This window comes from Paenibacillus ferrarius, assembly GCF_002027705.1.
GTDB lineage: Bacteria > Bacillota > Bacilli > Paenibacillales > NBRC-103111 > Paenibacillus_E > Paenibacillus_E ferrarius.
Map to the genome: position 1 here is coordinate 220,836 of NZ_MBTG01000012.1, position 24,040 is coordinate 244,875.

The window sequence follows — 24,040 nt, forward strand, 5'->3', positions numbered from 1 at the left end:
GGATTGGGGATATCAATGAAGAAAGTGTCTGCGTTTCTTATCATGGTTGCCATGTTATTTGTTAATTGTTCTTTTGTATCTGCTGCTGTAAAAACGGGGTGGGATATAAACGCTGCTCGTGGCGTGGCGGTTGACGCAAGCGGTAAAATATACGTCGCGGATCTGGGGAATCATCGGGTTCAAATTTACAATAGTGACGAAAGTCTATATAAGACGCTTGGTGTTAAAGGAGTACTCGGTTCAGACAACAGCCACTTTAACTCGCCGAGGGCAGTTGAAGTCGAGAGGACGACAGGGGATATCTATGTCCTAGATAGTACCAATAATCGTGTACAGGTGTTTGACACTCAAGGTAACTGGTCGCGAACCATCACGCTGCCGCCAAATGCTAGCAAAACACCAATACCCGAAGCCATGACACTGGATGGCAATGGGCATCTATTCGTGTCTGATCAAAATATTAATATCGTATACCGATTCGACCTCGATGGGACGAATATGATCGTCGTTGATTCTACCGGGGTTAGTGGAAGGCCAATGGGGCTAGCCGTTGATGATTCAGGAAATCTGTACGTCTCACAATATAATTCTCAAGTTGTGTTCAAATACCAATATAACTCAGGTACCAGTACGTACTCAAAAGTGAAAACGATTGGGGCTCTGAACGCTTCAGGTACAGACAATAGCCACTTTAATGGTCCTTGGGGTTTGTACACGGATAGCATCAACCGACTATATGTTACAGACCAGACGAATAAACGCGTGCAAGTTTTTAATAGTGACGGCAGCTATGCGTTAACATTGTCCGATACAGGTTTTATAACTCCGCATGATGTAGCTTCAGATAGCAGTGGGAATGTATATGTGTTGGATAAAGGGGCTAATAAAATATTTTTATTTAAACCGCAAGAAAGCACTGGTACAGCACTTGGTCAAAACATCGTTCCGACTTTAATTGGAAGTGTCACAACCCTGACAGTCGATCAAAATTCCGGTGCTGCCGATATCTCAAGCTTATTGCACGTCAGCGACACGGATCTCGGCCAGATCGTGACATGGACAGCCAGTACTCCACCTTCCCATGGTACGCTGAGCATCACCAATGTGACTGCACCCAGCGGAGGTGTCGACATCGCTCCAGGCAACCCGATTACGTATACACCGACAGCGGGATACTCCGGTACCGACAGCTTTACGGTACAGGTAAGCGATGGCGTCGGCGGAACGGTAACCCGTACCATATCGGTGAACATAAGAGGGCAGGTTGCAACGCCGACAGCCAATCCGGCAAGCGGCGCTACGGTGGCGAACAACAGCAAGGTGACTTTGGGATCCGCAACAAGCGGAGCGACGATCTATTACACGACCGATGGCACGACGCCAACAACAGGCAGCGCGAGCGGAACGAACGTGACGATCAGCGGCGAGCCTGGCGAAACCGTGACCGTCAAAGCGATAGCGGTAAAGGCAGGCAGTTTGAACAGCAATCCGGCAACGTTCACGTATACGATTCAAGTTCCTGCGCCGACCAATTTAACGGCAGCAGCAGGAGACGGCCAAGCGACGTTGAGTTGGACCGGGGTTCAAGGAGCAATTACGTATAGTGTTTATCAAGGAACAGCTAGCGGTAATTACAATTCGATTCCAGTGGTTACGGTTGGCGGTACGTCTTATACGGTAACGGGATTGACGAATGGCAGCACTTTTTATTATGCAGTCAAAGCCAATTACGCAGGAGCAAGCAGCGGCTACTCCAACCAAGTCATTGCAAAGCCTAGATCAAGCGATGCGAATTTGAGCGGCCTTGCATTATCGAGAGGTACGCTGAATCCAATATTTGCCACGAACATAACGAGCTATGAAACAGACGTAACGTACGACGTGACCAGTGTAACGGTAACGCCGATGGTATCCGATGCCGTCCATGCTGCGGTAACGGCGAGCGTATACACAAGCAGCGGCGATCTTACGAGCGGACCGTTTACTTTGACGAGCGGTACGGCTTCTCCGGCGATTGCCCTGAACGAGGGAAGCAACGTGATTAAGGTAGTTGTGACAGCGCAAGATAACACAACGAAGACGTATACGGTGACGGTGTCAAGGGCTTCCGCACCTGCGCCGACCAATTTAACGGCAGCAGCAGGAGACGGCCAAGCGACGTTGAGTTGGACCGGGGTTCAAGGAGCAATTACGTATAGTGTTTATCAAGGAACAGCTAGCGGTAATTACAATTCGATTCCAGTGGTTACGGTTGGCGGTACGTCTTATACGGTAACGGGATTGACGAATGGCAGCACTTATTATTATGCAGTCAAAGCCAATTACGCAGGAGGAAGCAGCGGCAACTCCAACGAAGCCATTGCAAAGCCTAGATCAAGCGACGCGAATTTGAGCGGCCTTGCATTATCGAGAGGTACGCTGAATCCGATATTTGCGCCGAACATAACGAGCTATGAAGCAGACGTAACGAGCGACGTGACCAGCGTCACGGTAACGCCGACGGTATCCGATACCATCCATGCTGCGGTAACGGCGAGCGTATACACAAGCAGCGGCAATCTTACGAGCGGACCGTTTACTTTGACGAGCGGTACGGCTTCTCCGTCGATTGCCCTGAACGAGGGAATCAACGTGATTAAGGTAGTTGTGACAGCGCAAGATAACACAACGAAGACGTATATGGTGAAGGTGACTCGCGTGAGGAGCAGCAATGCAAACTTGAGCGGCTTGAGCCTGTCGAGCGGGTTGCTGAGTCCAGTGTTTGCATCGGGTACGACGAACTACAACGCGACTGTGCCTAATGATGTATCAGTCACCACGGTCACTTACAATACTGCTGATAGCCATGCAACTGCGGATTTACGGCTTAATGGGGCTTCGGTTAACAATCCAGTTAATTTGAGCGTGGGCTCAAATATCATTAGTATTGTTGTTACTGCGCAGGATGGAACTACGAAAAGCTATTCAGTGACAGTTACACGTGCAGGTTCAAATAACGCAGTCTTAAGTTCGCTGAACTTAAGCGGCATTACGCTAGATCAACCGGTGACTGGAAATGTTTATGCGTATACCGCGACCGTGCCTTATGATGTTTCTGTTACTACAGCTACTTACGCAACTACGGAAAGCCATGCGACCGTTGCTTTGAGTTTAAATGGAGCACCAGTTAATAATCCGATAAATTTACATACGGGGTTAAATATCATTAGTTTTGTAGTGACTGCTCAGGATGGAACGGTGCAGACCTATACAGTCAATGTTACACGGGAAACCCAACTGGTTGCTAATATCTCAGTCTCCAGTGCTAGCGAAACCATGTACGTCGGAGACTCCCTACAATTTAGTGCAAGTGTAACTCCTGACAATGCAACGGACAAAACACTTAGCTGGTCAGTAGTTCCAGGTACGGGGGCGGCAACGATCAATGAGGATGGTTTGCTCGTTGCAACTCAAGTGGGTATGGTTACAGTTCAGGCAACTGCACATGATGGTTCCGGTATTGTAGGAAGCAAAGTTATTACGATCTCTAACAGATCTACTAGCGGCGGTAGTCATTCTGATTCTCATACAGACACTCAATCGCCGCCTGCACCTGTACAGACTCCGGAACCTGCACAGACACCGAATTCGATACCAAATCCTGCAACAGATGTGTTTAGGTCGAATGTAGTACAAGGCGACAATAATGTTGTTAAGAACATGGAAACACGGATTCAGGAAGCTAAAAAAGACCCGACTATAGCTAATCTTTCGGACACTAAAGGACACTGGGCAGAAAAGACGATTGGTATTTTCGTAAAACTACATGTGATTGAAGGTTACGACGATGGTGCGTTCAAGCCGAATGGTAATATCACACGCGGTGAATTCGCAATGATTCTAAGCCGGGTATTTGATATCAATGGCGGCGACAATACCAGCACTGAATTGAAGGATGTTGGCAGCCATTGGGCGAAAGGGGCAATCGAGAAATTTGTAAAGGCAGGGGTAATCAGCGGCTACGAGGACGGTACGTTCCAGCCGGATAAAACGATTACTCGCGAGGAAATGGTGGTTATGTTGTCCCGCATAGTAAACCTTAACAACGTGGCGAAGGACACTTCCAAAGGCAACTTCAATGATCTAGAGGGGGCTTATGCAACAAATGAGATCAAAGCTGAAGCACAGGCAGGAATCATTAATGGTAAAGCGGATGGGAAATTTGATCCCAAAAGTAATGCCACACGCGCTGAAGCTTTGCAGATCATATTGAATGCGCTGAAGCTCAACCCGCAATTGAAGACGCTGTTGGATTCGTTTAACTAATATCGTTTTTTTAAATACTCCTGTGCAGCTGACATTTCTCGTATGAGGGGTGTCAGCTTTTTTTTCAGCCGAATTGGCGTATTCGTTCATTGGCGAAACCTCCTCATCTTTTCAAGGTCTGCCGCATCAAATTTGAGACTATACATATTAGAAATTAACGAACATAATGGAGATATATCAATAAATCCAACAGGGAGGAAGTAGACAGACATGCTGAAGATAGCGATAGTAGGTACGGGATGGTTTGCCGATAAACATGCAGATTTGCTTACTGCCAGAGATGATGCGAAGGTCGTAGCTTTTGTAGGCACGACAGTGGAGAAGGCTGAGAAGCTGGCACTGCGATATGCAGGCTCGCAAGCTTTTGATCATTTGGAGCAGATGCTGGATACATGCAAGCCAGATGCCGTCTATATTTGTGTGCCGCCAATGGCGCATGGTTACATAGAAGAAACGCTTATTGCGCGCGGTATCCCATTTTTGGTGGAGAAGCCGCTTGGCATCGAAGAAGAATCTGTTCAGCATATTCTATCATTAGTAGAAAGCAAAAAACTTATTACCTCGGTAGGGTATCATGTGAGGTATACAGACGCTGCCCAAACGGCCAAAAAATTGCTGGAAACCAGAAAAATCGGGATGGCAATCGGCAGTTGGATGGGGAACATGCCCGGTGTCTCATGGTGGCGGAAGCAAAACGGTTCCGGAGGCCAATTCATTGAGCAAACCACACATATTGTGGATTTAGTCCGGTACCTGATCGGTGAAGTGGATGAAGTGTATGCCGTTTACGCACAGCGCCATATGCACACCGTTCATGATCATGTGGAAGTAGCTGATGTTGGAGCAGTGACCTTGAAATTAGCCAGTGGAGCTATCGCTACGTTGACCAATACGTGTATGCTGCCATTCGGGCACAAGGCAGGGCTGGAGTTGTATACGGATCAAGGTGTTCTGGAAATTGAGCAAAGCCGTTATTTGAAACATATTGAAAAAACGCAAACAACGGAGTTCTTCGACGCAGCTAATCCGTATGAACGTGAATCCGAAGCCTTCTTGCACGCCATCAAGACAGGAGATCGGTCACTTATTTTGAGCGATTATGCCGATGCCGTGAAGAGCTTCCGCGTAACAACTGCCGCTCTGCAATCGTCAATCAGCGGCTTGCCGATCAAGCTTCGGTCATAAATAGAAGATCAGCTTATGCAAAAAGAAGAGCGAACGGTTGGCTGCGTTCACTCTATAAATGTACGATTAAGTCTAGCTAACAGCACCCCGAATGTGTGACGTTCCTCATCTGTCCAGTCTTTGAACAACTGCGCGTGTCTAGCCAACCGCGCTTTTTTGGCTTCCATGACTCTATACAATCCTTCCTCCGTGACCTCGAAATTGCTGGATCTTCCATCCATGGGATCAGGCAATCGCCGGACATACCCCTTTGCTTCCAATACAGTCGTTTGTCTGCTGATCGTGGAGATATCCAAGCGAAATTCGCTTGCTAAAGCCTTTACACCAACAGGTCCACTTTTGGAAAGTTGAGTAAGAAGCGTATAGGTCGACCGATCGAGGCCGCCTAATTCTTTATCCAAAGAAGTACGACGAATCAGGACGACTAATTCATAATCAAGAAGTTCCAAATCTTCTGTTTTCATCCAAACATCCATCCTTTTCTAGAAATGCGCTTGACATTCAATCATCTAGTTGTACAATACAAGTATACATAAATGATTGTATTATTCAACTACTTCTTAAGCAAAGTAGGTGCAAGATTTAATGGGAAACCCAACTCAACGCAATTCATCATTTTGGTTTATTATTTTATCTATCTTTTTCGGCAATTTCATGTCCATACTCAGCTCGACTACGATCAATGTAGCATTTCCGGTATTTATGAAGGACTTTCATGCCGAATTAGGTGCGGTTCAGTGGATGATTACCGGATTTCTGCTGGCAACCGGGGTCGTCGCTCCAGTAGTAGGTTATTTCGGAGACCGCTGGAGCTACAAGAGGTTGTATCTATTCGCCTTGTCAGGTTTCACGCTGTTCTCAGGCTTATGTACGATTGCCTGGAATATTGAATCCTTAGTCGTGTTCCGGATCCTGCAAGGGGTCTTCAGCGGTTTAATTATTCCTACTACGATGACGATGATTTATCAATTTATTGAAAAAGACAGACAGGCGTTTGCTATGAGCTTATGGAGCTTGTCCTCCATGCTGGCTCCGGCATTTGGCCCGACATTGGGAGGATGGCTCACCGAATATTTCGGCTGGAGATCCTTATTTATCCTCAATCTGCCCATCGGCATTATAGCCATCGCCGTTGCGTTTAAATGTCTGCCTTTGCACAAAACGGCCCCAACCAAGTCCTTTGATTTGTCTGGTTTTGTGACAGTTCTCATCAGCAGTTCGTTCATTATTCTAGCCTTTAGCGAAGGGAATGGATGGGGGTGGACGTCTTGGAAAACACTCTCTTTTCTGATCGTGGGAGCTGCGACACTAGCCTACTTCATTCGTAGGGAGCTTACGGTGAAAGACCCCTTGCTGAATCTAAGTGTATTTCGCACCAACCGCTTTACGTACAGCTTGATTATTAATTGTATAATAACAGCTTCGTTGTACTCAGGAACATTCCTAATCCCAATTTTCCTTCAAGACATTCAGCAATCTACTGCTTTGAATACGGCGTTGGTTCTGCTGCCCGGTTCCATCGTGATGGCGTTCTTTTCACCTATCGTTGGGAAGCTTTATGCGCGCACAGGTCCTTTTTGGCTCATCCTTAGCGGAATTATACTGTTGATTGTATCAACCTGGGAGTTAAGCCATGTCACGCTCCAGGCAACCCATATGTACATTGCTGCATGGATGACAATTCGATATGTGGGAATTGCCTTTGCTTTTATGCCGGTTATGAATGCCGGAATGTCAGCGATTTCCAAAGAGAAGTCCGGTCATGCTTCAGCCGTTACGAACTGGGTGCGTCAAGCAACGGGCGCTTTATCCATTGGTATTTTCAGTTCATTGCTCGCTGCTCGTTCATCAACGCATATCAAACAATTGAATGAAGCTGCAGCAGCAGGAACGCCTTTCTTACGAGAGCAAGGAATGACGTTAGGCGTGCAGGATGTCTTCTTGGCCGCTACGTTAATTTGTGTGATTGCTATTCCACTAACCTTTTTGATAAAAGAGAAGCGGAAGAAGAGGCAATTCCTAACTTCTTAAGAGCTGCTATCGCTCTGATTCGGCTATTTGATTTGTCCAATTGATAAGCTGGTCTTGTAGTTGCCATAATGCAAGAGCTCGTCAAGAAAGGCATTTAATTCAACCATAGAGGGGACGCGAACTCGCATCCAATAACAGCCGTCCCCGCTTACCCGATGCATTTCCGTTACCATCTCACTGCTCTGGACAAAAGATACGAAAGATGAATGGGCGATGGTCATTTTCATAAACATAGTCACAAAAGCGTGAACGGTTAAGCCAATTTTTTCAGGATTCCAAAGTAATGTATACCCTTCAATAATGCCTGAATCCTGCATTTTTCGGATGCGAGCTCCAACGGCTTGTCCGGTCAAATGAACGAGTTCTCCAATTTCTTTATGAGGGCGAATCGCATTTTCCAATAAAACTTGTAAAATCGCAAGATCTGTCTCATCTATACGATTGGCGAGCATAATGTCATTCTCCTTTCAGAATGAAACAAGAAACGGCAATTTCGTTTCATTGCATGATGTAAGGATGTTTGCTTATCTTCTATAATCGTAACATTACCATATAAAGAAAGAGATGAGGTAGGTTTTTTATGAAACTTCGATTAATTCGTCATGCAACGCTTTGGTTAGATTATGCAGGTGTTCAGTTCTTAATTGATCCGATGTTTAGCGATCAGGGCATCAACCCGCCGATTATAAATACAACGAATGAAAGAAGAAATCCACTTGTTTCACTGCCTATTTCCTCAGAGGAAATGCTGGCATTGTCACCTGATGCGATCATCGTTACTCACTTGCACCCTGATCATTGGGATGCTGCAGCCCAAGAAGCGCTTAACAAGGAAACGCCGCTTTATTGTCAGCCGGGCAACGAGTCCGAATTTACAGCTTCTGGCTTTAAAAACGTACAAGTCATCCATGAGAGTCATACTTTCAAGGGGATTACGATCACGCGAACGTCGGGGCAGCATGGCACAGGTGAAATAGGGCGGCTTATGGGCGCGGTATCCGGCTTTGTTTTTCAAGCACAAGATCAACCTACGGTTTATCTCGCAGGCGATACGATATGGTGTGAAGAAGTTCAAAGTGCGCTGGATAAGTATCAACCTGATGTCACCATTGTCAATGCAGGAGGTGCACAGTTTGCTGTTGGGGAACCCATAACGATGGATGCTTCTGATGTGATACAAGTATGCCAATACGCTCCGTATACCAAAGTTGTCGCGGTGCATATGGATACGATTAACCACTGCTTGGTAACCAGAGAGGATTTGCGAAACAGGCTTATGGATGAGAAATGGATAGATCATGTCGCGATACCGCAAGACGGTGAATGGGTCTGATCAGGGAGACACGATTTCAACAGCGGTTGGAACCCCACATCCATCCCTCTAGGCATAGCGCTGTTTCGAAAACGGGATTTGCCTTTATAAGTCGGTGCATCTATAATGCTAGAAAAAGCAATTGAGGGAGCTAAATGATGTCAACGATAATTGACAAAATAGCATGGATTCATGTGGTAGATGGTCAAATCCTATGTGCGCGTTCGCACGGAAAAGAGCTCTATTATATTCCCGGAGGAAAAAGAGATCCCGGTGAATCCGATCATGAAACGCTTGTACGTGAAATTGATGAAGAACTGTCTGTTCGAATTAAGCCGGAGACAATCGCCTACGTGGGAACGTTTGAAGCGCAAGCGGATGGGAAATCAGAGGGGACGTTCGTTAAAATGACCTGCTACACGGCAGATTTCGAAGGAGAACTAAGGCCGGCTTCGGAAATAGCCGAGCTCGTTTGGCTAAACGCTGAAGAGACAGACCGTGTTTCGCTTGTTTGCCGGCTTATTTTTGATAAATTACGTGAATTGAAGTGGCTTTCTTAAACTTTCTAAATCCTGCGAGATTCTCAGCAAATCCTCGGTAATATCGAGACAGGATGACACGATATCCTTTAATTCTATCCAGCCTTCATCCATCTCGGTTATCAACCGTTCAATATCGTGATAAGTAATTTTTCTTTCTTCACTATTTGACGGCATGTGATCTCTCCTTCTAGTTTCATTTCGAGTATTCCTTATCTTATAATTTTCGTTCAAGTGTTCACTTATGTGGGTGTCTTCAAAAATACAATTATTGGGAATGGGTGGAGGAGGGTATTTAAAGAAAAAAAGTGAACCACTATTTGAGTGGCTCACTGATAGGGGACGTGAATATTCCTGTATTGCCTAATCAACATCCGAATACGTTCGGTTATTTTATCCGCACTAAGTTGCTTTGCAGCACGGTATCTCCCACTTGAGGAGTAAAGGGAGTGTTCGTAACACCGGTTACATTCGTTATCAGTTTGCGGTCTTCCTGGTGAGTAATGCGAACCTCATATTTAAAAGTTACTTTGGATACATCGGCGAACAAAAAAACAGATTTGTTCGGTCGAACGTTCACTGTACACTTTTTGGTGCCGCACGGACTTACTTTCAAAGGAACAGGCGAACCTGTTGACCAATCGAATACTTGAACCGTAACTGCACGGCTCGCTGTTCGATTGAGATTAACGACATCGATTAAAGCAAATTTTGTTTTGGGAGCTTTACGCAAAATTCCCGTAGATAATGTGATCCTGTGGAAGATCATAGTACCACTCCTTTCTTTTATTACAGTAAATGCAAATAAAAGAAAGGATGCTTGTATATAGAAGTGGAATTATTGCTTCTTCAAGCTTATTTCGCTGTCCAATGTTCGGGATGAAGGAGCGACGGAGGAAGCTTGGTGTCAGCATCTCCTTTGGCCGCATTGAGCTGGGATTGGGTCAGGAAAATACTCTCGGTAAGGTTGGCGCCACTCAAATCGGCGTCTCGCAAATCAGCCCCGATGAGATCGGCTGCTCTCAGATCCGCGCCTCTTAAGTTAGCGGCAATCAGATAGGCGCCTCGTAAATTGGCGCATCTTAAGTCTGCGCCCTTGAGGTTTGCCCCGATGAGATCGGCTCCACGATTGTAAGTCTTTTGCTTTTTAGCAGGGTTCTTCTGAAGGCGGCGCGCTTCCGTTCGCACCAACTCACTGGTCTGCAGAAGCAGGATATTCACATCTGCACGGTGAGCTGTCACATCAAGCTCCAAGATTGCGCTTGGGCTGAGAAGGGTAAGCTGCTCGGTCTTCGTGATCGCTCGTTGAAGCTCTTCATGAATGGATTGGGCGGCTTGGAATGTCAAAGACTCCGATAGATACCAGAGAAGCTCATGAAGCTGCCTCATCATTGGAAAGACTTCGAACATTTGCTTCGCAGAAGCAGGGAACTGACGCCAGTCTTTTCCATCGTAAGTGATTTGCGAGACCTTCTGGCCGGCACCAAAACAGTCATAAACGGTACATCCTCGAAAGCCAAGGGGCCTTAATTTCGTGTGAACACCGCAGCGGAAGTCAGTCTTCAAGTTGGGGCAGGGCTGACCGGCATTCTTGTCCATTGCGAAGTCGGAAGAAGCTGCGAATGGAAGGGCAACACAGCACAAACCAAAGCAGCTCTCACAGTCAGAAATGAGGTTAAGTTGATTTCCAGCAGGAGAAATATCAACATATTCGCCTTTTTCATTCAAAACTTGGTCACCGTCCATATTAGTTGTTGTAGTTCTTATATAGTAGTACTTGAAGTTATGCAGCGTCAATCTTTGTTTGCGTCACTGCGAATACCTAGTTGCACCGTTATTTTTGCTGTGTGGAAATAATATGTTATAAAGGAGTTGTCGGTCGCGTGCGGTCGGCAGCTTTTTTGTATGGAGTACCATCTCCAAGCCGCTGTAACAAAATTTGTTTCAATAGAGCTCATTCGTGTTATTAGTTAGATAAGCAAGACAAGGGAAGGAAGCAGCAGCCATGAGAACTAAAAAAGGCTCTATCACGAATGATTGCAATTCAACAAATAAGCATATGCTGCTCCGTAAATCGAGGAAAAATCGCGGTCTTCAACTATTTTCAATCGTAGGGATTCTCTTGGTCATGCTCATTGCGGCAGTTGCCATCTATCAATCCCATAAACCGTTGCCTCCAGGGATTTCGATGGAAGGTCCCATACATACGGTTTCGGATGGAGATATTCAGTTCCTCTCTGATTTAACGTACAAAGAGGAGGGAACCACTACAACGAAACAAGAACAGATGATTTTCGAACGGATCTATCAAGCGATTGATGAGGCCGAACAATTCATTGTTATGGACATGTTCCTCTATAATGGATATCACAAGAAGGATCAAACGTTTCCTCCGCTTAGCCGGACACTACGGGGACCAAATCAGAAGCTGTAAAAAAAGCGCAGGAATGGGCCAGTGATAAAAATCAAAGCGCTATCATTCATCGGAAAGACGGAACGGTTCAAACCTCTTATAATTATACTTAAAGAGGGGTTTTACTCCACAGGGTTCGGTGAGTTCATAAACCTGCGAAAGTGCAGGCTTTTTCAACGAATTCGCGCTGAAAAGTGGAAAACCTGCGAATATGCAGGCATTCTAGGCCATTTTACCACTTCATCAATAAAAAGCTTCAAAAGCCTGCATAATCACAGGTATTTATGGCTAAAACCAGTTCCAATAAGAAAAAAGATGCACTTTTGCAGGATTTCAAAAATACAATCGCCCAAGCTGCCGCATCATCACGAAAATGTAAGAAAAAAGGGATTCCCACAAGTAGTTTTCTACTTAGGGGAAATCCCTCTTCGTTTACAGTGCAGCATAGGGAGATGCCTGACGGAATTGGTTAGCGTACAGTTCATAGTAGTGGCCGCGGCAAGCCAAAAGCTCCTCGTGTGTGCCTCGTTCCACGATTTCCCCTCCGCGGATGACCAATATCGCACTTGCTTCGCGTATGGTGCTGAGCCGATGGGCGATTACGAAGCTCGTTCGCCCTTTCATTAGCACGCTCATCGCTTGCTGGATGTGCAATTCAGTTCGCGTGTCGACGGAGCTCGTCGCCTCGTCGAGCACAAGAATCGCGGGGTCGGCGAGGATCGCCCGCGCGATAGTCAACATCTGCCGCTGGCCTTGACTCAAGTTGCCGCCGTCGGCGGTCAACCTTGCGTCATAGCCATCCGGCAGCTTGCGAATGAATCCGTCCGCGTTGGCTAGTCGCGCGGCGGCTTCGACTTCTTCGTCTGTCGCGTCCAGACGACCGAACCGGATATTTTCCCGGATCGTATCCGAGAAAAGGTAGACATCCTGCAGCACGATGGCTAATCGGCTGCGGAGACTGTCTTTGTCGAGGTCGCGAATATCGTGACCATCGATTGCAATTCGACCCTCGTTGATGTCGTAGAAACGGGTCAGCAGGTTAATGATCGTCGTTTTGCCTGCCCCTGTCGGGCCAACCAAGGCGATCAAATCGCCAGGTTTCGCAGTGAACGTGACATCACGGAGCGTGGGAACATCTTTGGTATAAGAGAAGGAGACATGTTCGAAACTAACTTCGCCTTTGACCTCCGTTAGAGGCGTTGAACCTGTGCCAGCTTCGTATTCTGTCTGTTGATCCATCACTTCGAAAACGCGTTCCGCTCCGGCAATGCCGGATTGAATCATATTGTACTGATTAGCCAGATCATTGATCGGACGGCTGAACTGTTTGGAATAGTTCAAAAAGCTGATCACAACGCCAACGAGCGTCCAACCATTCAGAACCATCCAACCCCCAACAGCCGCTAGGAGAATGAAGCTGAAATGATTGATCATATTCATACTTGGCCCCATCATACCAGAAAGGTGCTGAGCGCCTGTGCCGGCTGTTCGAAGCTGCTCGTTAATGACAGCGAGCTGTTTCACGGAAGCAGCCTCACGGCGGAACGTTTTGACCACCCTTTGTCCGGAGATGGTTTCTTCGATCAAACCGTTGAGCTCGCCAAGTCGCTGCTGCTGTTCTTTGAACAAGCGCTGTGTTCGTTTTGTAATGAGCTTAGTCGTCATAAGGACGATAGGCACGGTTGTTAAGGTAAGTAAGGTAAGCCAGATATTCAAGGTCAGCATCATGATGAAAGAGCCAACAATCGTAATGACGCTGGAAATGAGCTGGGTTAGGTTCTGGCTAAGCGTGGTGGAGACATTGTCGACATCATTGGTTGTTCGGCTCATTAGCTCCCCATGTGTGGTTTGGTCAAAGTAGCGAATGGGCAGTCGGTGCAGGTGATTGAATAAATCCTGACGCATTTCCCAAACCGTTCTTTGGGATACCCCTGCCATCACATAGGTTTGAATCCACGACGCAGCACCGCTGAGCAAATAACTGCCGAGAAGAAGGATACAAAGTCCAAAAAGTCCGTTCGCATTTCGCGGTAAAATATAATCGTCTATCGCTACGCCAATGAAGTAAGGCCCGAGCAGAGCAAGGCCACTTCCTATGATTGTAAGTAAAATAACGCTGATCAATCCGATTTTCTGTCTACGGAGATAACCCCACATGCGCAGGAGGGTTGCGCCAGCATGCTTGGCGCGTGGTTTGCGCTTTATGTCTTTAGCCATGAAGGGCAGTCTCCTTTCCTTGCTGTGAGTTATAAATGGCTTGATAAATGGCGCTGCTTTGCAATAGCTCCTCATGTGTCCCTTGCGCGGCAATACGTCCCTCGTCAAAAACAAGGATCTGATCGGCTTGCATGACCGATGAGATGCGCTGCGCAATAATGATGCGGGTGCTGCTTGTCAGGAGTGTCTGCAAAGACTGTTGAATGCGTCTTTCTGTGCCAAGGTCAATCGCACTGGTGCTGTCGTCTAGTACGAGCAACGGGGGACGCATTAACAGCGCCCGAGCTAAGGCAATTCGCTGCTTCTGTCCACCGGAGAGATTAACTCCGCGTTGCCCAAGCTTGGCTTCATAGTTGTCCGGAATCCTGCGGATAAATTCATCCGCTTCTGCAGCTTTGGCTGCGGTCTCGACCTCAGCTTGCGGAGCGTTGGGCTTGCCGAAGCGAATATTGTCACGAATCGATCCGCTAAACAGAATCGATTGCTGCAGCACGATACCGACTCGGCTGCGCAGACGCTCCACTGGCATGTCGCAAATATCTACGCCATCAAGTAGAATCCGTCCACTTGTAGGGTTATATAAACGCGGAATTAAGCTGACAAGTGTTGATTTACCGCTGCCTGTCGCTCCCAGGATACCGATGGTCTGCCCTGGCATAGCCGTGAACGATATGTCCTGAAGTACGTGCTGATCAGGCGCAGCCCCGTAAGCAAAGGACACATGCTGAAATTCCAGCCGGCATCCATCGTCAATTGGTGAAAGAGGAGGCTGATCGATCTGAAGATGAGAAGCTTCATCAAGAACAGATTCGTTCTTATCTGGTTTGGTCTCCAGGACTTCACAAATTCGTTCTGCGGAAACTTGCGCGCGCGATATGTTCATGAGCGTGCTGCTGATAGAGACGAGGGAGAATAAGACCTGTGTGATATATATGATGAACGCGGCCAAATCACCGATCGCCATACGGCCATTCCATGTTTGTGCGGCGCCAAACCAGATCACACCTACGATACTTATATTCAAAATTAGCGTCATCAACGGACCGCTTGTGGCTAACGCGCGTGCCGAGCTCAAACTGGCATCCAGAAGGGCGGTATTGGCCTTGCCAAATCGGGTCCGCTCGAAAGCAGCGCGAACAAAAGCTTTGATCACTCGTATTCCTGTCGTGCTTTCTTGCATGACGGTGTTAACTTCATCAAGACGCTGCTGCATCTTGCGAAAGAGCGGTGTGGAGCGTTTCATTAGCACGTAGAGAATGCCAAACTGAACGGGTACAACGACAAGCAAAATTAAAGATAAACGCGGAGAGATAAAAATAGCCATGATGATGCTGCCTATGAGCAGTGAAAGTTCACGGACGAATTGACGCAGCAGCATTTGCAGCAGGTTCAGCATTTGCATCACATCGCCTGTCAGGCGGGTAATGAGCGACCCCGTTGAGTAAGTATCCAACTGGCGGAAAGATAAGGATTGGACTTTCTCGAAGAGGCTGAGGCGCAAATCAGCACCAAAATTCTGTGCAGCTTTCACAGCAAAATAAGTGCAGCCCACGCCTCCGATTAGGCCTATCAAAGCGACGACAAGCATGTGCAGGCCTGTTGACCACACTAGCCCCAGATTGCCTTGACTAACACCTTGATTAACAATTGCGGCCATTAAGCGAGGCTGAGTGAGATCCATGCACACCTCCATCACCATCAAGAGAGGGGCAAGGAGGGTAATGAACCAGTAAGGTTTAACAAATGATTTCAGTTTCCACATCAAAGGAGTTCCTTTCTCATTGTTTGTCGGCTAACTAATTACTCGAATCAGTTTGACGAAGATTATCTTGCATTTGCAGCAGAAGGCGGCGGAATAGCATCAGTTCCTCGGGGAGGAAATTGGCAAAGGTCAACTCATCCGTCGCTCTGATCGCTTCTTTGACATGTACGGTAACTTTCCGGCCCTTGTCTGTCAGATAGACGCGGGTTACCCGCTGATCGTGTGGATCTGGCCTCCGTTCAAGCAAGCCTGTTTTCTCCATACGGTCTATCATTACGGTGATTGTTGCAGGTTTATTATGAATTCGGGCAGCGAGCTCATTTTGCCTAAGGCCATCTTCTACGAACAAACTTAGCAGTAGAGGAGGCTGTCCGGGATAAACGTCATACTCGTTAATTAATTGATCGATGGTGCGGCGGTGCATTTTCAACAAATGAGACATCATATGTGTAAGAGGTTCATTAATGGGATGTTTGGACATGAAGACATCCTCCTTTTTAGTTAGTCGACTAAATAATAGTTTAGTGGTGACATGGCATACTGTCAATAAGTAATTTTACCGATAAGCTGGACTTTTTATTTTAAAAAAGCGTCATTTTATGGTAAGATATCGTCAATATTTAAGTAAGTTTAATGACAAATATGATGTACATACATCCTGAGAGGGCTGCAGAGAAAATGACAGATACCGTAAAGCTTTCCATTGGAGGCACCTATATATTTGCGCCGGATAACCCAAGAAAGACCAAAAATCGCGGCCGAAGATGTACAATACTTTCTTTTGAATTTGATCAGAATACGAATCAAGTCGAAGTTCGAATTGTTTATCATGATACGAATCGACAAACATCAGTTGAAATAAGTGATTTAAAGCCGATTGATGAAGCAGCAGATTAATTAAATATCAGAGGAGACGGACATGCGTATTTTCGTAGCTGGTTCTATGGGGGTGTGGGTAAGCTGCTGGTTTTGCCCAAAGCTTGTCAACTAGCCAATAGCCGTATTTTGACATGTAGGAATGAACTTGAACGGAGGATTGTCTGTGCAAACAATAAGGGTATATCATTATGACGCATTCAGCAGTGTGCCTAATATGGGAAATCCAGCTGGGGTTGTCTTCCAGAGTGAAGACCTGTCAGAGGAGCAAATGCGGGAAATAGCAGAAAAGGTTGGCTTTAACGAGACGGCATTTCCAATGAAGTCCGATAAAGCGGATTGGCGTATTCGATATTTTACACCAGGTCACGAAATCGATCTCTGCGGTCATGCTACGATGGCAACCATCTTTGCGTTGAAAACAAGAGGCGAGCTTGGTGATAAAACTGAATTTACCATAGAGACCAAAGCAGGCATTCTGCCAATTAAACTTCGCGAGAATTCGAATGAAGAGCTGCTTATTACGATGAAACAACCATCTCCTCAATTTCATGATTTCAACGGTTCGTTGCAGCAGCTGGCGCATTCCATGGGCATCGAAGAGGGAGATATCGAAACGAAACTTCCTACTTTGTATGGAAACACGGGTGCTTGGACTTTGTTGATTCCGATAAAAAGCCTGGATACTTTCAGTAAAATGAAACCTATGAACGCGCTTTTCCCAGACATTTTGAAAGAGATGCCAAGAGCTTCAATCCATCCGTTCTGTTTAGAAACTTATGATCATGAAGCGCATATGCATGCTCGCCATTTTTCCTCACCATACTCAGGGACGATTGAAGATCCAGTTACCGGAACCGCCTCTGGCGTTATGGGCGCTTATTATGCCAAGTATGTCAATCCACATGCGGATTCCAGCTTGGCACTTACAGTGGAGCAAGGTCAGGAAATCGGAAGAGATGGCAGAGTCGCAGTCCTCGTCACACGATGTGAGGAGCAATATGAAATTGAGATTACAGGAAAGGCTGTTTATGTGAAGGAATTTGAGGTCTCGCTCTAAAATAGAGCTTACGCTTCGCTCACAAAGCGTTCGATAAATTCGGAAACTTCCCGATCGTACGTTTTGGGATCGACGGATCTGGCTAAACCATGACCAGCCCCGGGGATAACAAGCATCTTTTTAGGGACAGTGGCATGTTCGAACAATTCATAAACCATCCTCGTGGGCACGAAGGCGTCTGCATCCCCATGAATGAAGAGAATGGGTGTTTTGGATTTGCTGATCTGTTTAAGGGTGGAAGCTTCCTTGAAAAAGTAGCCTGCTCGGATTTTAGTTACCAGGCTAGTTAAAGGAACGATCGGAAACGAAGGGATATGATACATGCGTTTGAGCTGATAGACCAGTTGATCTTGCACTGAGGTATAGCCGCAATCTTCGATAATCGCTTTGACATTGGGAGGCAGAGCTTCGCCGCTTGTCATCATGACTGTTGCTGCTCCCATAGATACGCCATGTAGAACGATTTGTGCTTGTGCACTCGTTTGCTTGATCACTTTGTCAATCCATTTGACGTAATCCTTGCGTTCGGGCCAACCGAAACCGATGTAAGCTCCTTCACTGATCCCATGTCCGCGGGCGTCCGGGAGGAGAACGTTGAAACCTAACACTTCCCTATACATCTGTGCCAGCTGCCCCATTTGCATCGCTTGTCCGGAATAGCCATGTGCCAGAATGACGGTCCGATCTGTTGGTTGGTTAGCGGGTAAAAAGTAGGCATGCAGCATTAACCCATCGTTCGATGTCGTGTTCCACTTTTCAAAAGCTTGCTTACCCCACCATTCCTCCATTTCTGCAAATGACTTCATAGCGTCTTCTTTGATTTCTAGATCGGGATTGCCGTTTAGAAAGCTTTTATCAGCGCGAGCAATCGCGATGTGGTAGAAGTAAAGACTGGCACAAACAAGAATAATAAAGATCAACAAGACAACTAAGATCCCAATAACCACGAAGAACAATCCTTTCTTTTCCAACCTATTTATACATAGCATTCTACCTAAAAATTAAATTAATACTCAAATGAACTACCCGATTATTGATGTATAAAGGATTTGGATACAAGGGGGGACCTGTAAGTGGATAAAATTCGATATCCCATTGGACAATTTGTTGCAAATCCTCATTTTTCAAAAGCCAAACGAATTCAAACTATCCATCAAATAGCAGATATCGTTAATTCACTTCGAGACGTTGTTAGTCGGCTTAACGACGATCAGCTTCAAGTTTCATATCGACCTGGAGGCTGGAGCACACAACAAATCATACATCACATGGCGGACAATGATATGAATGCCTATCTGCGCTTAAAAAGAGCATTGACAGAAGATGAGCCTATTGCGAACTCGTATCGCGAGGATTTATTTGCAGAACTGAATGAATATAAGGATATGCCAATAGAAATGTCGGTGTTATTGCTGGAGCAGCTTCATATGCGAATGATTACGCTGCTTAACAGCTTACAAACGGAGGAATTTCAAAGAAAGTTTAAAACACAAGCTTTAGGTTTAATCACGATTGATACTGCGCTTCAAAGATTTGTATGGCACAACCAGCATCATATTTCTCAGATAAAATCACTCAAAGACAACAAAGGTTGGTAGTTCTCCTTGATCAATAAGAGTGGATACTTCAATTGAAACTAAATTATACCCAGCCATATAGGATTGTTTTATGTAAAATGAATGGAACACTCAATACATACACATATAGAATGTTCAATAGTTCAGGAGGAGTGATGAAATGAACAAAATTCAGGAATTTAATGCCCTTCATGAAGAGAATGGGTTGTTGTTGCTTGGAAATGTGTGGGACTTACTCTCCGCTCTATCTTTGGAAAATGCAGGGTTCAAAGCCGTGGGCACTTCCAGTTGGGGGATAGCCAAAAGCTTGGGCTATTCGGATGGCGAAATGATTGATTTCGAGCAGCAGCTGAATGTGATTAAGACGATTGCAAATCATGTCAAAATACCGGTCACCGCCGACATTGAATCAGGCTACGGGCACAATGAGAAAACGATCGTAGATAATGTGCTAAAGCTCGCTGATTTAGGTGTTGTAGGCATTAATATTGAAGATTCACACAAGAATCAAAAGGGTCTTAAGCAGGAGATAGCGCAATGCAATCTTCTGACAAAAATAAGAAATGCCTTGGAAGCCAATGGCTATTCTGATTTTTTTATAAACGCAAGGACGGATACTTATTTACAGAATAACGACCCATTGGAAGAAACGATCATAAGGGCAAAAGCATACGTTGAGAGCGGGGCAAGCGGGATTTTTGTACCTGGATTAAAAGAGGATGAAGAAATTATCGCAGTTGTTTCTGAAATCAATGCGCCTCTAAATATCATGACGCTACCCGGACTTACTAACTGCAATAAGCTGAAGGAATTCGGAGTAAGGCGAATAAGCCTTGGGGGAGCATTATATCGCAAACTGAACAATTTGTTGGATAACTGCGCCGCTCAGCTGCTTGAGTCCCAAGATACATCTGTGCTTTTTGAAACTAACGGGAGGTAGCGGGCGTAGGGGACTCAATGTTCCCGTAACCTCTTTCGCGGCAGTATGAAGACGTTATCATTAGTCTTTACGAGCAGAAGCAACGAGTAAGAACAAGACAAAGATAAGCAACCATATCCCTTCAACCATATGTACCATCGCCTTTTGCTTTAGTAAGTCAAGCATATCAAGAATCCGAACTAATTTCTGTCTGAAATTTAACAAAAAATGTTGAAATTACTCGAATAATAGCAAAAAAAGAGAAAGGATTAATTCTCCTTTCTCTGAAAGAAACTATTCATTCGATTGATCAATGCGGTGGCCATGACCACCGTGACCGCCATCATGCCAATGGTAACCTCCATGTCCTCCATGTCCGCCATGCCATCCCCCATGCCAATTACCGCCGTGCCATCCATGATAGTAAGGGTGGTATGGTGTTGAAATCGGAATTGGATAAGGAGTCGCAACAGAATATGGAGTTACTACAGGGTATGGAGTTGCAACAGGATATTGAGGATAAGTGTAATTGGTATAAGTCATTTTATAATCTCCTTCAAGTTCAAGTGGATACCTCAACAATCTATGTGCCGTCGATACAATTGGATGCTTGCCTATTTGGAAATGGGCGCTGTTCGGGGCAGGACTATAGTATAACACCATAAAAAAAGGCTGAAACCCTTATGCGGCAAGGGTTTTGGTCTTTTTGTTTTGTGTGGTATTTGGACAGGAAATCAAGCCAGTCTCATCAGAGATTGGCTATTTGCTTTGTCTGAAAATGTATGTGGATTCCTAAGACGATTGCCCGGATGACAACTTTAATTGGAAGCTTAAGGCGATGAAAGAGATGATTGATAATGCTTCAGTATCAAGATAGATCAAGGCTCGAATTAACAGTCTACTGAATAAGATTATCCACCTACTAATAGAAAAATTATTAATGATGAGAAATCTTGGGAGATAGATTCCCAAGGTTTTTTGTTTGTTCATATTGAGTTCATAACTCGATTGTATTTTGGGTGCAGTGTTTATGAAATGAGGGGAAGTGCAGTAATGAATCGACTTACACAATTTTCAATGAAGAACGTCATTTCGGCAGGATGTTTAAGAAGGGTAAGAAAAATGAGGTGACTTCACCAGACTCAGTAGAGGTTTAAAGAGATAGAGGAGGTACATCGATGAAAAAGGTTAGTTCGGAGAAGAAACGGTGTAACAAATATCGTGCTTTGTCGATACTTGCTGTCGTGAAGGCTGCTAATGTATTGGCCGGCTGCTCCGTTTTTGGATCAGCCGAACCGGCTACACCGCAGCTGACACCGATGGTGATTAAACAGAAATGATTAGCAAATAAAAATCAGCAATCCCATTGAACAAATTCTCGGACAGTCCTCACGAACTTTGACGGTGATCGGCTGAAATAGCGCCCACAGCTAAATTGGAGAGAACCGATGCGGTCTGCCGAGCTACATTGAGAATTTCGCTAAAGTCGATATTCGTGCCGCGAGAAGCAGACAGGGCAGCAGATATGGTATCTAGGGTCATACGGACCAAAAGACGTGCTTCAGCACTGCTATTGTTGTCTACGAAGCGGTTAATAATGTCCTGAAAGCCAGAGCGAATATCCTGACCAGTTTCACGGAGGCGGAGTATGACCGGCTGATTGGTGTGAGCGAGAATCATTACTTGTAATCTTTCAATGGTGGTGCAGTCGATCCAACGATGTGCAGTACGTTCGAGAAGATCGGGAGCCATCGGCTGGTTATCCAACCATTCAAGAAGCTCCTCAAGTTGAGCGTAGCGCAGCTGAATGAGGTTAATCAGGATCTCTTCTTTGCTGCGGAAGTGATAATACAGCGAGGACTTTGTCATACCCAGCGCCTCTGCAATATCTCGGATAGAGGTACTCTCGTACCCTTTTTCAATGAAAAATTTTAAAGCAATGCTCAATATCTGAGATCGCGTTTCTTCGCCGGAACGACGCTCTGACGAAATGGAGTTGCTCATGATATTAGCTCCTTCCTTTAACAGGAGCAACACGTATACTCCCTACACTTAATATTAGCTAAAATTATAATCTAAACTCATGCTATCTCTCTAATTGACATTCGTCAAGCTTTTGCCGGTACTAAAACTACAGTCATACTGAGAAGATATTGCCATTTCAATGTTCTTGACACTGAACGACCGTTCGTTTAGTATGAGCTTAATGAACGGTCGTTCAAATAACTTAAAAAGCTGTGTCTATTAATCCAAGACTGGCTGAGAAAGGATAATACCCATGAAAAATTCTATTTCTACTCACATAGCTATCATTGGCGGCGGCCCTGCTGGACTTACCTGCGCACGTATTCTTCAGGGTTATGGTCTCTCTCCAATTGTGTATGAAGTCGATACTGCTGCTGGCTCACGCGACGGTGGAGGTACACTTGATCTTCACGCGGACTCAGGACAGATCGCACTGGAAGATGCCGGACTCGTAGAAGCATTTTATGCACTGGCAAGAATGGAGGGCCAAGCCAAGAAACGACTTTCGCACACTGGCAACCTTGTCGCATCTTTTGTGCCGGAGGAAGAGGATTCTGCGGCTCCCGAAATCGATCGCGGCCACTTACGTGCTATGCTCGCAGAACACCTTGAACCTAACACTATCCGTTGGGGGCACAAATTATCCAGCGCGACCGAGCTCCAGGATGGACGGGTACGGCTAGAATTTGAGAACGGCCACGTTGTCGAGGCTGATTTGGTTATCGGAGCCGACGGAATATGGTCAAAGGTCCGACCTCTTCTCACGGATGCTAAGCCAATTTATTCTGGAGTTTCTTACCTTGAAATTGATTTCGCCGACGTAGAAACCCGTCATCCCGCACTTGGCGAGCTGGTTGGTCCCGGCCATGTGTTCGTCACTGATGGCGCAGGGCGCGGACTCGTCGTTCAGCGTAACAGCAATGGACATATCCGCGGCTACATTGCGATGCTTACACCGGTTGACTGGTATATGAAAGTCGGGATCTCTCTCGATGATACCGACGCGATCCGCGAATACTTGGTTAAAGAGTTTTCAGAATGGGATCCAATGCTTCGCCAATTTCTAACGGATACCGATTCAGGCTACATTAACCGCCCCATCTATATCCTGCCTGCACCGCTTACATGGAAGAGCAACCGCAGCGTGACACTTATCGGTGATGCCGCTCATGCCATGGCACCTTTCGGAGGATTCGGCGTCAACCTCGCCAAGTTAGACGCCACCGAAATCGCACGAGCAGTAGCGGAACAGGCAACTGTTGCTGAGGCTATCGCAGTGTACGAATCGGTGATGTTACCACGCGCCAGTGAACACGCAGTTGGTGCAAATGCTGCGATTCTCCGGTTTCTATCTTCCGCGGGAGCTAAACCCGATATGGTACCCGATCATGAGGCTGAGCATCGGCAATATAGGGAATCTGCTGAAGCCTATCGTTTACGACAAGCCGCGGCCACATCGCAAGCTCGGAACCAGTCAAGCGAAATACAGATTGCACCGATAAGACTCAACACTACAGAAGGGCGCTGGACAATAACATTCAATACCCCTCGTGGCGAGAATAATGTCGAGCTAGTGCTTGCCACCGTCAATGAAGAGCTTGTTGGCACCTTCGATGAGCAGCCAATTAAACATGGAAAAGTCAATGGCTGCGACGTAACCTTTACTATCCGTCTGACTTTACCATTCCCGATGAAAGTATCCTTCGCACTTACGGTCAATGGAGACTTGATGACCGGTTCCGCGAAAGCACCGATGATGACGATACCTGTTAACGGAATTAGAATTGTCTCTTTATCCACTTAAGGAGGAATACAGAGC

Annotated in this window: 23 protein-coding genes and 1 pseudogene; 13 read left to right on the forward strand and 11 right to left on the reverse strand. The window is 46.0% G+C overall.

Features of this window, described 5'->3' with window-relative positions; translation table 11 throughout:
• Window positions 1-15 precede the first annotated feature (15 nt).
• Entirely contained in the window at window positions 16-4,305 is a 4,290-nt protein-coding gene (locus BC351_RS14295) for a cadherin-like beta sandwich domain-containing protein (RefSeq protein WP_158082088.1), read from the forward strand.
• A 210-nt stretch (window positions 4,306-4,515) separates the two neighbouring features.
• Window positions 4,516-5,490, forward strand: a complete 975-nt coding sequence (locus BC351_RS14300; protein WP_079413089.1) for a Gfo/Idh/MocA family protein — start codon at window positions 4,516-4,518, stop codon at window positions 5,488-5,490.
• 47 nt (window positions 5,491-5,537) lie between these two features.
• On the opposite strand, the gene BC351_RS14305 is transcribed toward BC351_RS14300, so the two are convergent.
• Window positions 5,538-5,954 carry a MarR family winged helix-turn-helix transcriptional regulator gene (locus tag BC351_RS14305; protein WP_079413091.1) on the reverse strand — a complete coding sequence of 139 codons (417 nt, stop codon included), beginning with the start codon at window positions 5,952-5,954 and terminating at the stop codon, window positions 5,538-5,540.
• Between the two features lie 121 nt (window positions 5,955-6,075).
• On the opposite strand from BC351_RS14305, the gene BC351_RS14310 reads away from it, so the two are divergent.
• On the forward strand, window positions 6,076-7,521 hold the full coding sequence (locus BC351_RS14310; RefSeq protein WP_079413093.1) for an MDR family MFS transporter: 1,446 nt from the start codon (window positions 6,076-6,078) through the stop codon (window positions 7,519-7,521).
• 23 nt (window positions 7,522-7,544) lie between these two features.
• Here BC351_RS14310 and BC351_RS14315 read toward each other — a convergent pair whose 3' ends face one another.
• A complete protein-coding gene (locus tag BC351_RS14315; RefSeq protein WP_079413095.1) occupies window positions 7,545-7,973 on the reverse strand; it encodes an Lrp/AsnC family transcriptional regulator in 429 nt (142 codons plus the stop codon).
• Window positions 7,974-8,101: 128 nt separating this feature from the next.
• On the opposite strand from BC351_RS14315, the gene BC351_RS14320 reads away from it, so the two are divergent.
• Together BC351_RS14320 and BC351_RS14325 are read left to right on the forward strand one after the other, a co-directional pair.
• Window positions 8,102-8,854, forward strand: coding sequence for an MBL fold metallo-hydrolase (locus BC351_RS14320; protein ID WP_079413097.1), 753 nt, complete (start codon window positions 8,102-8,104; stop codon window positions 8,852-8,854).
• A 137-nt stretch (window positions 8,855-8,991) separates the two neighbouring features.
• A complete protein-coding gene (locus tag BC351_RS14325; RefSeq protein WP_079413099.1) occupies window positions 8,992-9,393 on the forward strand; it encodes an NUDIX hydrolase in 402 nt (133 codons plus the stop codon).
• Here the strand turns inward: BC351_RS14325 and BC351_RS14330 are convergent.
• The 3 genes from BC351_RS14330 to BC351_RS14340 form a co-directional block, all read right to left on the reverse strand.
• Window positions 9,367-9,549, reverse strand: coding sequence for a hypothetical protein (locus tag BC351_RS14330; RefSeq protein WP_079413101.1), 183 nt, complete (start codon window positions 9,547-9,549; stop codon window positions 9,367-9,369). The genes BC351_RS14325 and BC351_RS14330 overlap by 27 nt on opposite strands.
• A gap of 211 nt (window positions 9,550-9,760) precedes the next feature.
• Window positions 9,761-10,141, reverse strand: a complete 381-nt coding sequence (locus BC351_RS14335; RefSeq protein WP_144028391.1) for a hypothetical protein — start codon at window positions 10,139-10,141, stop codon at window positions 9,761-9,763.
• 86 nt (window positions 10,142-10,227) lie between these two features.
• Window positions 10,228-11,100, reverse strand: coding sequence for a pentapeptide repeat-containing protein (locus tag BC351_RS14340; RefSeq protein WP_244208994.1), 873 nt, complete (start codon window positions 11,098-11,100; stop codon window positions 10,228-10,230).
• A gap of 277 nt (window positions 11,101-11,377) precedes the next feature.
• Between BC351_RS14340 and BC351_RS14345 the strand changes: the two genes are divergently transcribed.
• Window positions 11,378-11,806: a phospholipase D-like domain-containing protein gene (locus BC351_RS14345; protein ID WP_079413107.1), complete on the forward strand. Its 429-nt coding sequence runs from the start codon at window positions 11,378-11,380 to the stop codon at window positions 11,804-11,806.
• A gap of 26 nt (window positions 11,807-11,832) precedes the next feature.
• Window positions 11,833-11,898, forward strand: a pseudogene (locus BC351_RS43400) (DUF2188 domain-containing protein); the annotation flags it as partial.
• Window positions 11,899-12,217: 319 nt separating this feature from the next.
• Here BC351_RS43400 and BC351_RS14355 read toward each other — a convergent pair.
• From BC351_RS14355 to BC351_RS14365, 3 genes are read right to left on the reverse strand one after another with little or no spacing between them, the layout of a single operon-like run.
• Window positions 12,218-14,002, reverse strand: a complete 1,785-nt coding sequence (locus tag BC351_RS14355) for an ABC transporter ATP-binding protein (RefSeq protein WP_079413109.1) — start codon at window positions 14,000-14,002, stop codon at window positions 12,218-12,220.
• Window positions 13,995-15,764: an ABC transporter ATP-binding protein gene (locus BC351_RS14360; protein ID WP_079413111.1), complete on the reverse strand. Its 1,770-nt coding sequence runs from the start codon at window positions 15,762-15,764 to the stop codon at window positions 13,995-13,997. Before BC351_RS14360 ends, BC351_RS14355 begins: the two co-directional genes overlap by 8 nt.
• 34 nt (window positions 15,765-15,798) lie before the next feature.
• Window positions 15,799-16,245, reverse strand: a complete 447-nt coding sequence (locus tag BC351_RS14365) for a MarR family winged helix-turn-helix transcriptional regulator (protein WP_079413113.1) — start codon at window positions 16,243-16,245, stop codon at window positions 15,799-15,801.
• Between the two features lie 197 nt (window positions 16,246-16,442).
• Between BC351_RS14365 and BC351_RS14370 the strand changes: the two genes are divergently transcribed.
• A complete protein-coding gene (locus tag BC351_RS14370; protein ID WP_079413115.1) occupies window positions 16,443-16,661 on the forward strand; it encodes a hypothetical protein in 219 nt (72 codons plus the stop codon).
• A gap of 145 nt (window positions 16,662-16,806) precedes the next feature.
• Window positions 16,807-17,700, forward strand: coding sequence for a PhzF family phenazine biosynthesis protein (locus BC351_RS14375; RefSeq protein WP_079413117.1), 894 nt, complete (start codon window positions 16,807-16,809; stop codon window positions 17,698-17,700).
• 8 nt (window positions 17,701-17,708) lie between these two features.
• On the opposite strand, the gene BC351_RS14380 is transcribed toward BC351_RS14375, so the two are convergent.
• Window positions 17,709-18,647 carry an alpha/beta hydrolase gene (locus BC351_RS14380; RefSeq protein ID WP_244208995.1) on the reverse strand — a complete coding sequence of 313 codons (939 nt, stop codon included), beginning with the start codon at window positions 18,645-18,647 and terminating at the stop codon, window positions 17,709-17,711.
• A 126-nt stretch (window positions 18,648-18,773) separates the two neighbouring features.
• On the opposite strand from BC351_RS14380, the gene BC351_RS14385 reads away from it, so the two are divergent.
• Window positions 18,774-19,298 (forward strand): YfiT family bacillithiol transferase, encoded by a 525-nt coding sequence (locus tag BC351_RS14385; RefSeq protein WP_079413121.1) that lies wholly within the window; start codon window positions 18,774-18,776, stop codon window positions 19,296-19,298.
• A gap of 139 nt (window positions 19,299-19,437) precedes the next feature.
• A complete protein-coding gene (locus tag BC351_RS14390) occupies window positions 19,438-20,217 on the forward strand; it encodes an isocitrate lyase/PEP mutase family protein (protein WP_079413123.1) in 780 nt (259 codons plus the stop codon).
• A gap of 248 nt (window positions 20,218-20,465) precedes the next feature.
• Here BC351_RS14390 and BC351_RS43905 read toward each other — a convergent pair whose 3' ends face one another.
• Complete coding sequence (locus BC351_RS43905; protein ID WP_279628340.1) at window positions 20,466-20,591, reverse strand: hypothetical protein; 126 nt, start codon at window positions 20,589-20,591, stop codon at window positions 20,466-20,468.
• A gap of 783 nt (window positions 20,592-21,374) precedes the next feature.
• Here BC351_RS43905 and BC351_RS42250 point away from each other — a divergent pair.
• A complete protein-coding gene (locus tag BC351_RS42250; RefSeq protein WP_158082089.1) occupies window positions 21,375-21,536 on the forward strand; it encodes a hypothetical protein in 162 nt (53 codons plus the stop codon).
• Between the two features lie 49 nt (window positions 21,537-21,585).
• Here the strand turns inward: BC351_RS42250 and BC351_RS14400 are convergent, their stop codons facing one another.
• A complete protein-coding gene (locus BC351_RS14400) occupies window positions 21,586-22,200 on the reverse strand; it encodes a TetR/AcrR family transcriptional regulator (protein ID WP_079413127.1) in 615 nt (204 codons plus the stop codon).
• 274 nt (window positions 22,201-22,474) lie between these two features.
• Here BC351_RS14400 and BC351_RS14405 point away from each other — a divergent pair, with 274 nt between their 5' ends.
• Window positions 22,475-24,025, forward strand: coding sequence for an FAD-dependent oxidoreductase (locus tag BC351_RS14405; RefSeq protein WP_079413129.1), 1,551 nt, complete (start codon window positions 22,475-22,477; stop codon window positions 24,023-24,025).
• The last annotated feature ends 15 nt before the right edge of the window (window positions 24,026-24,040 follow it).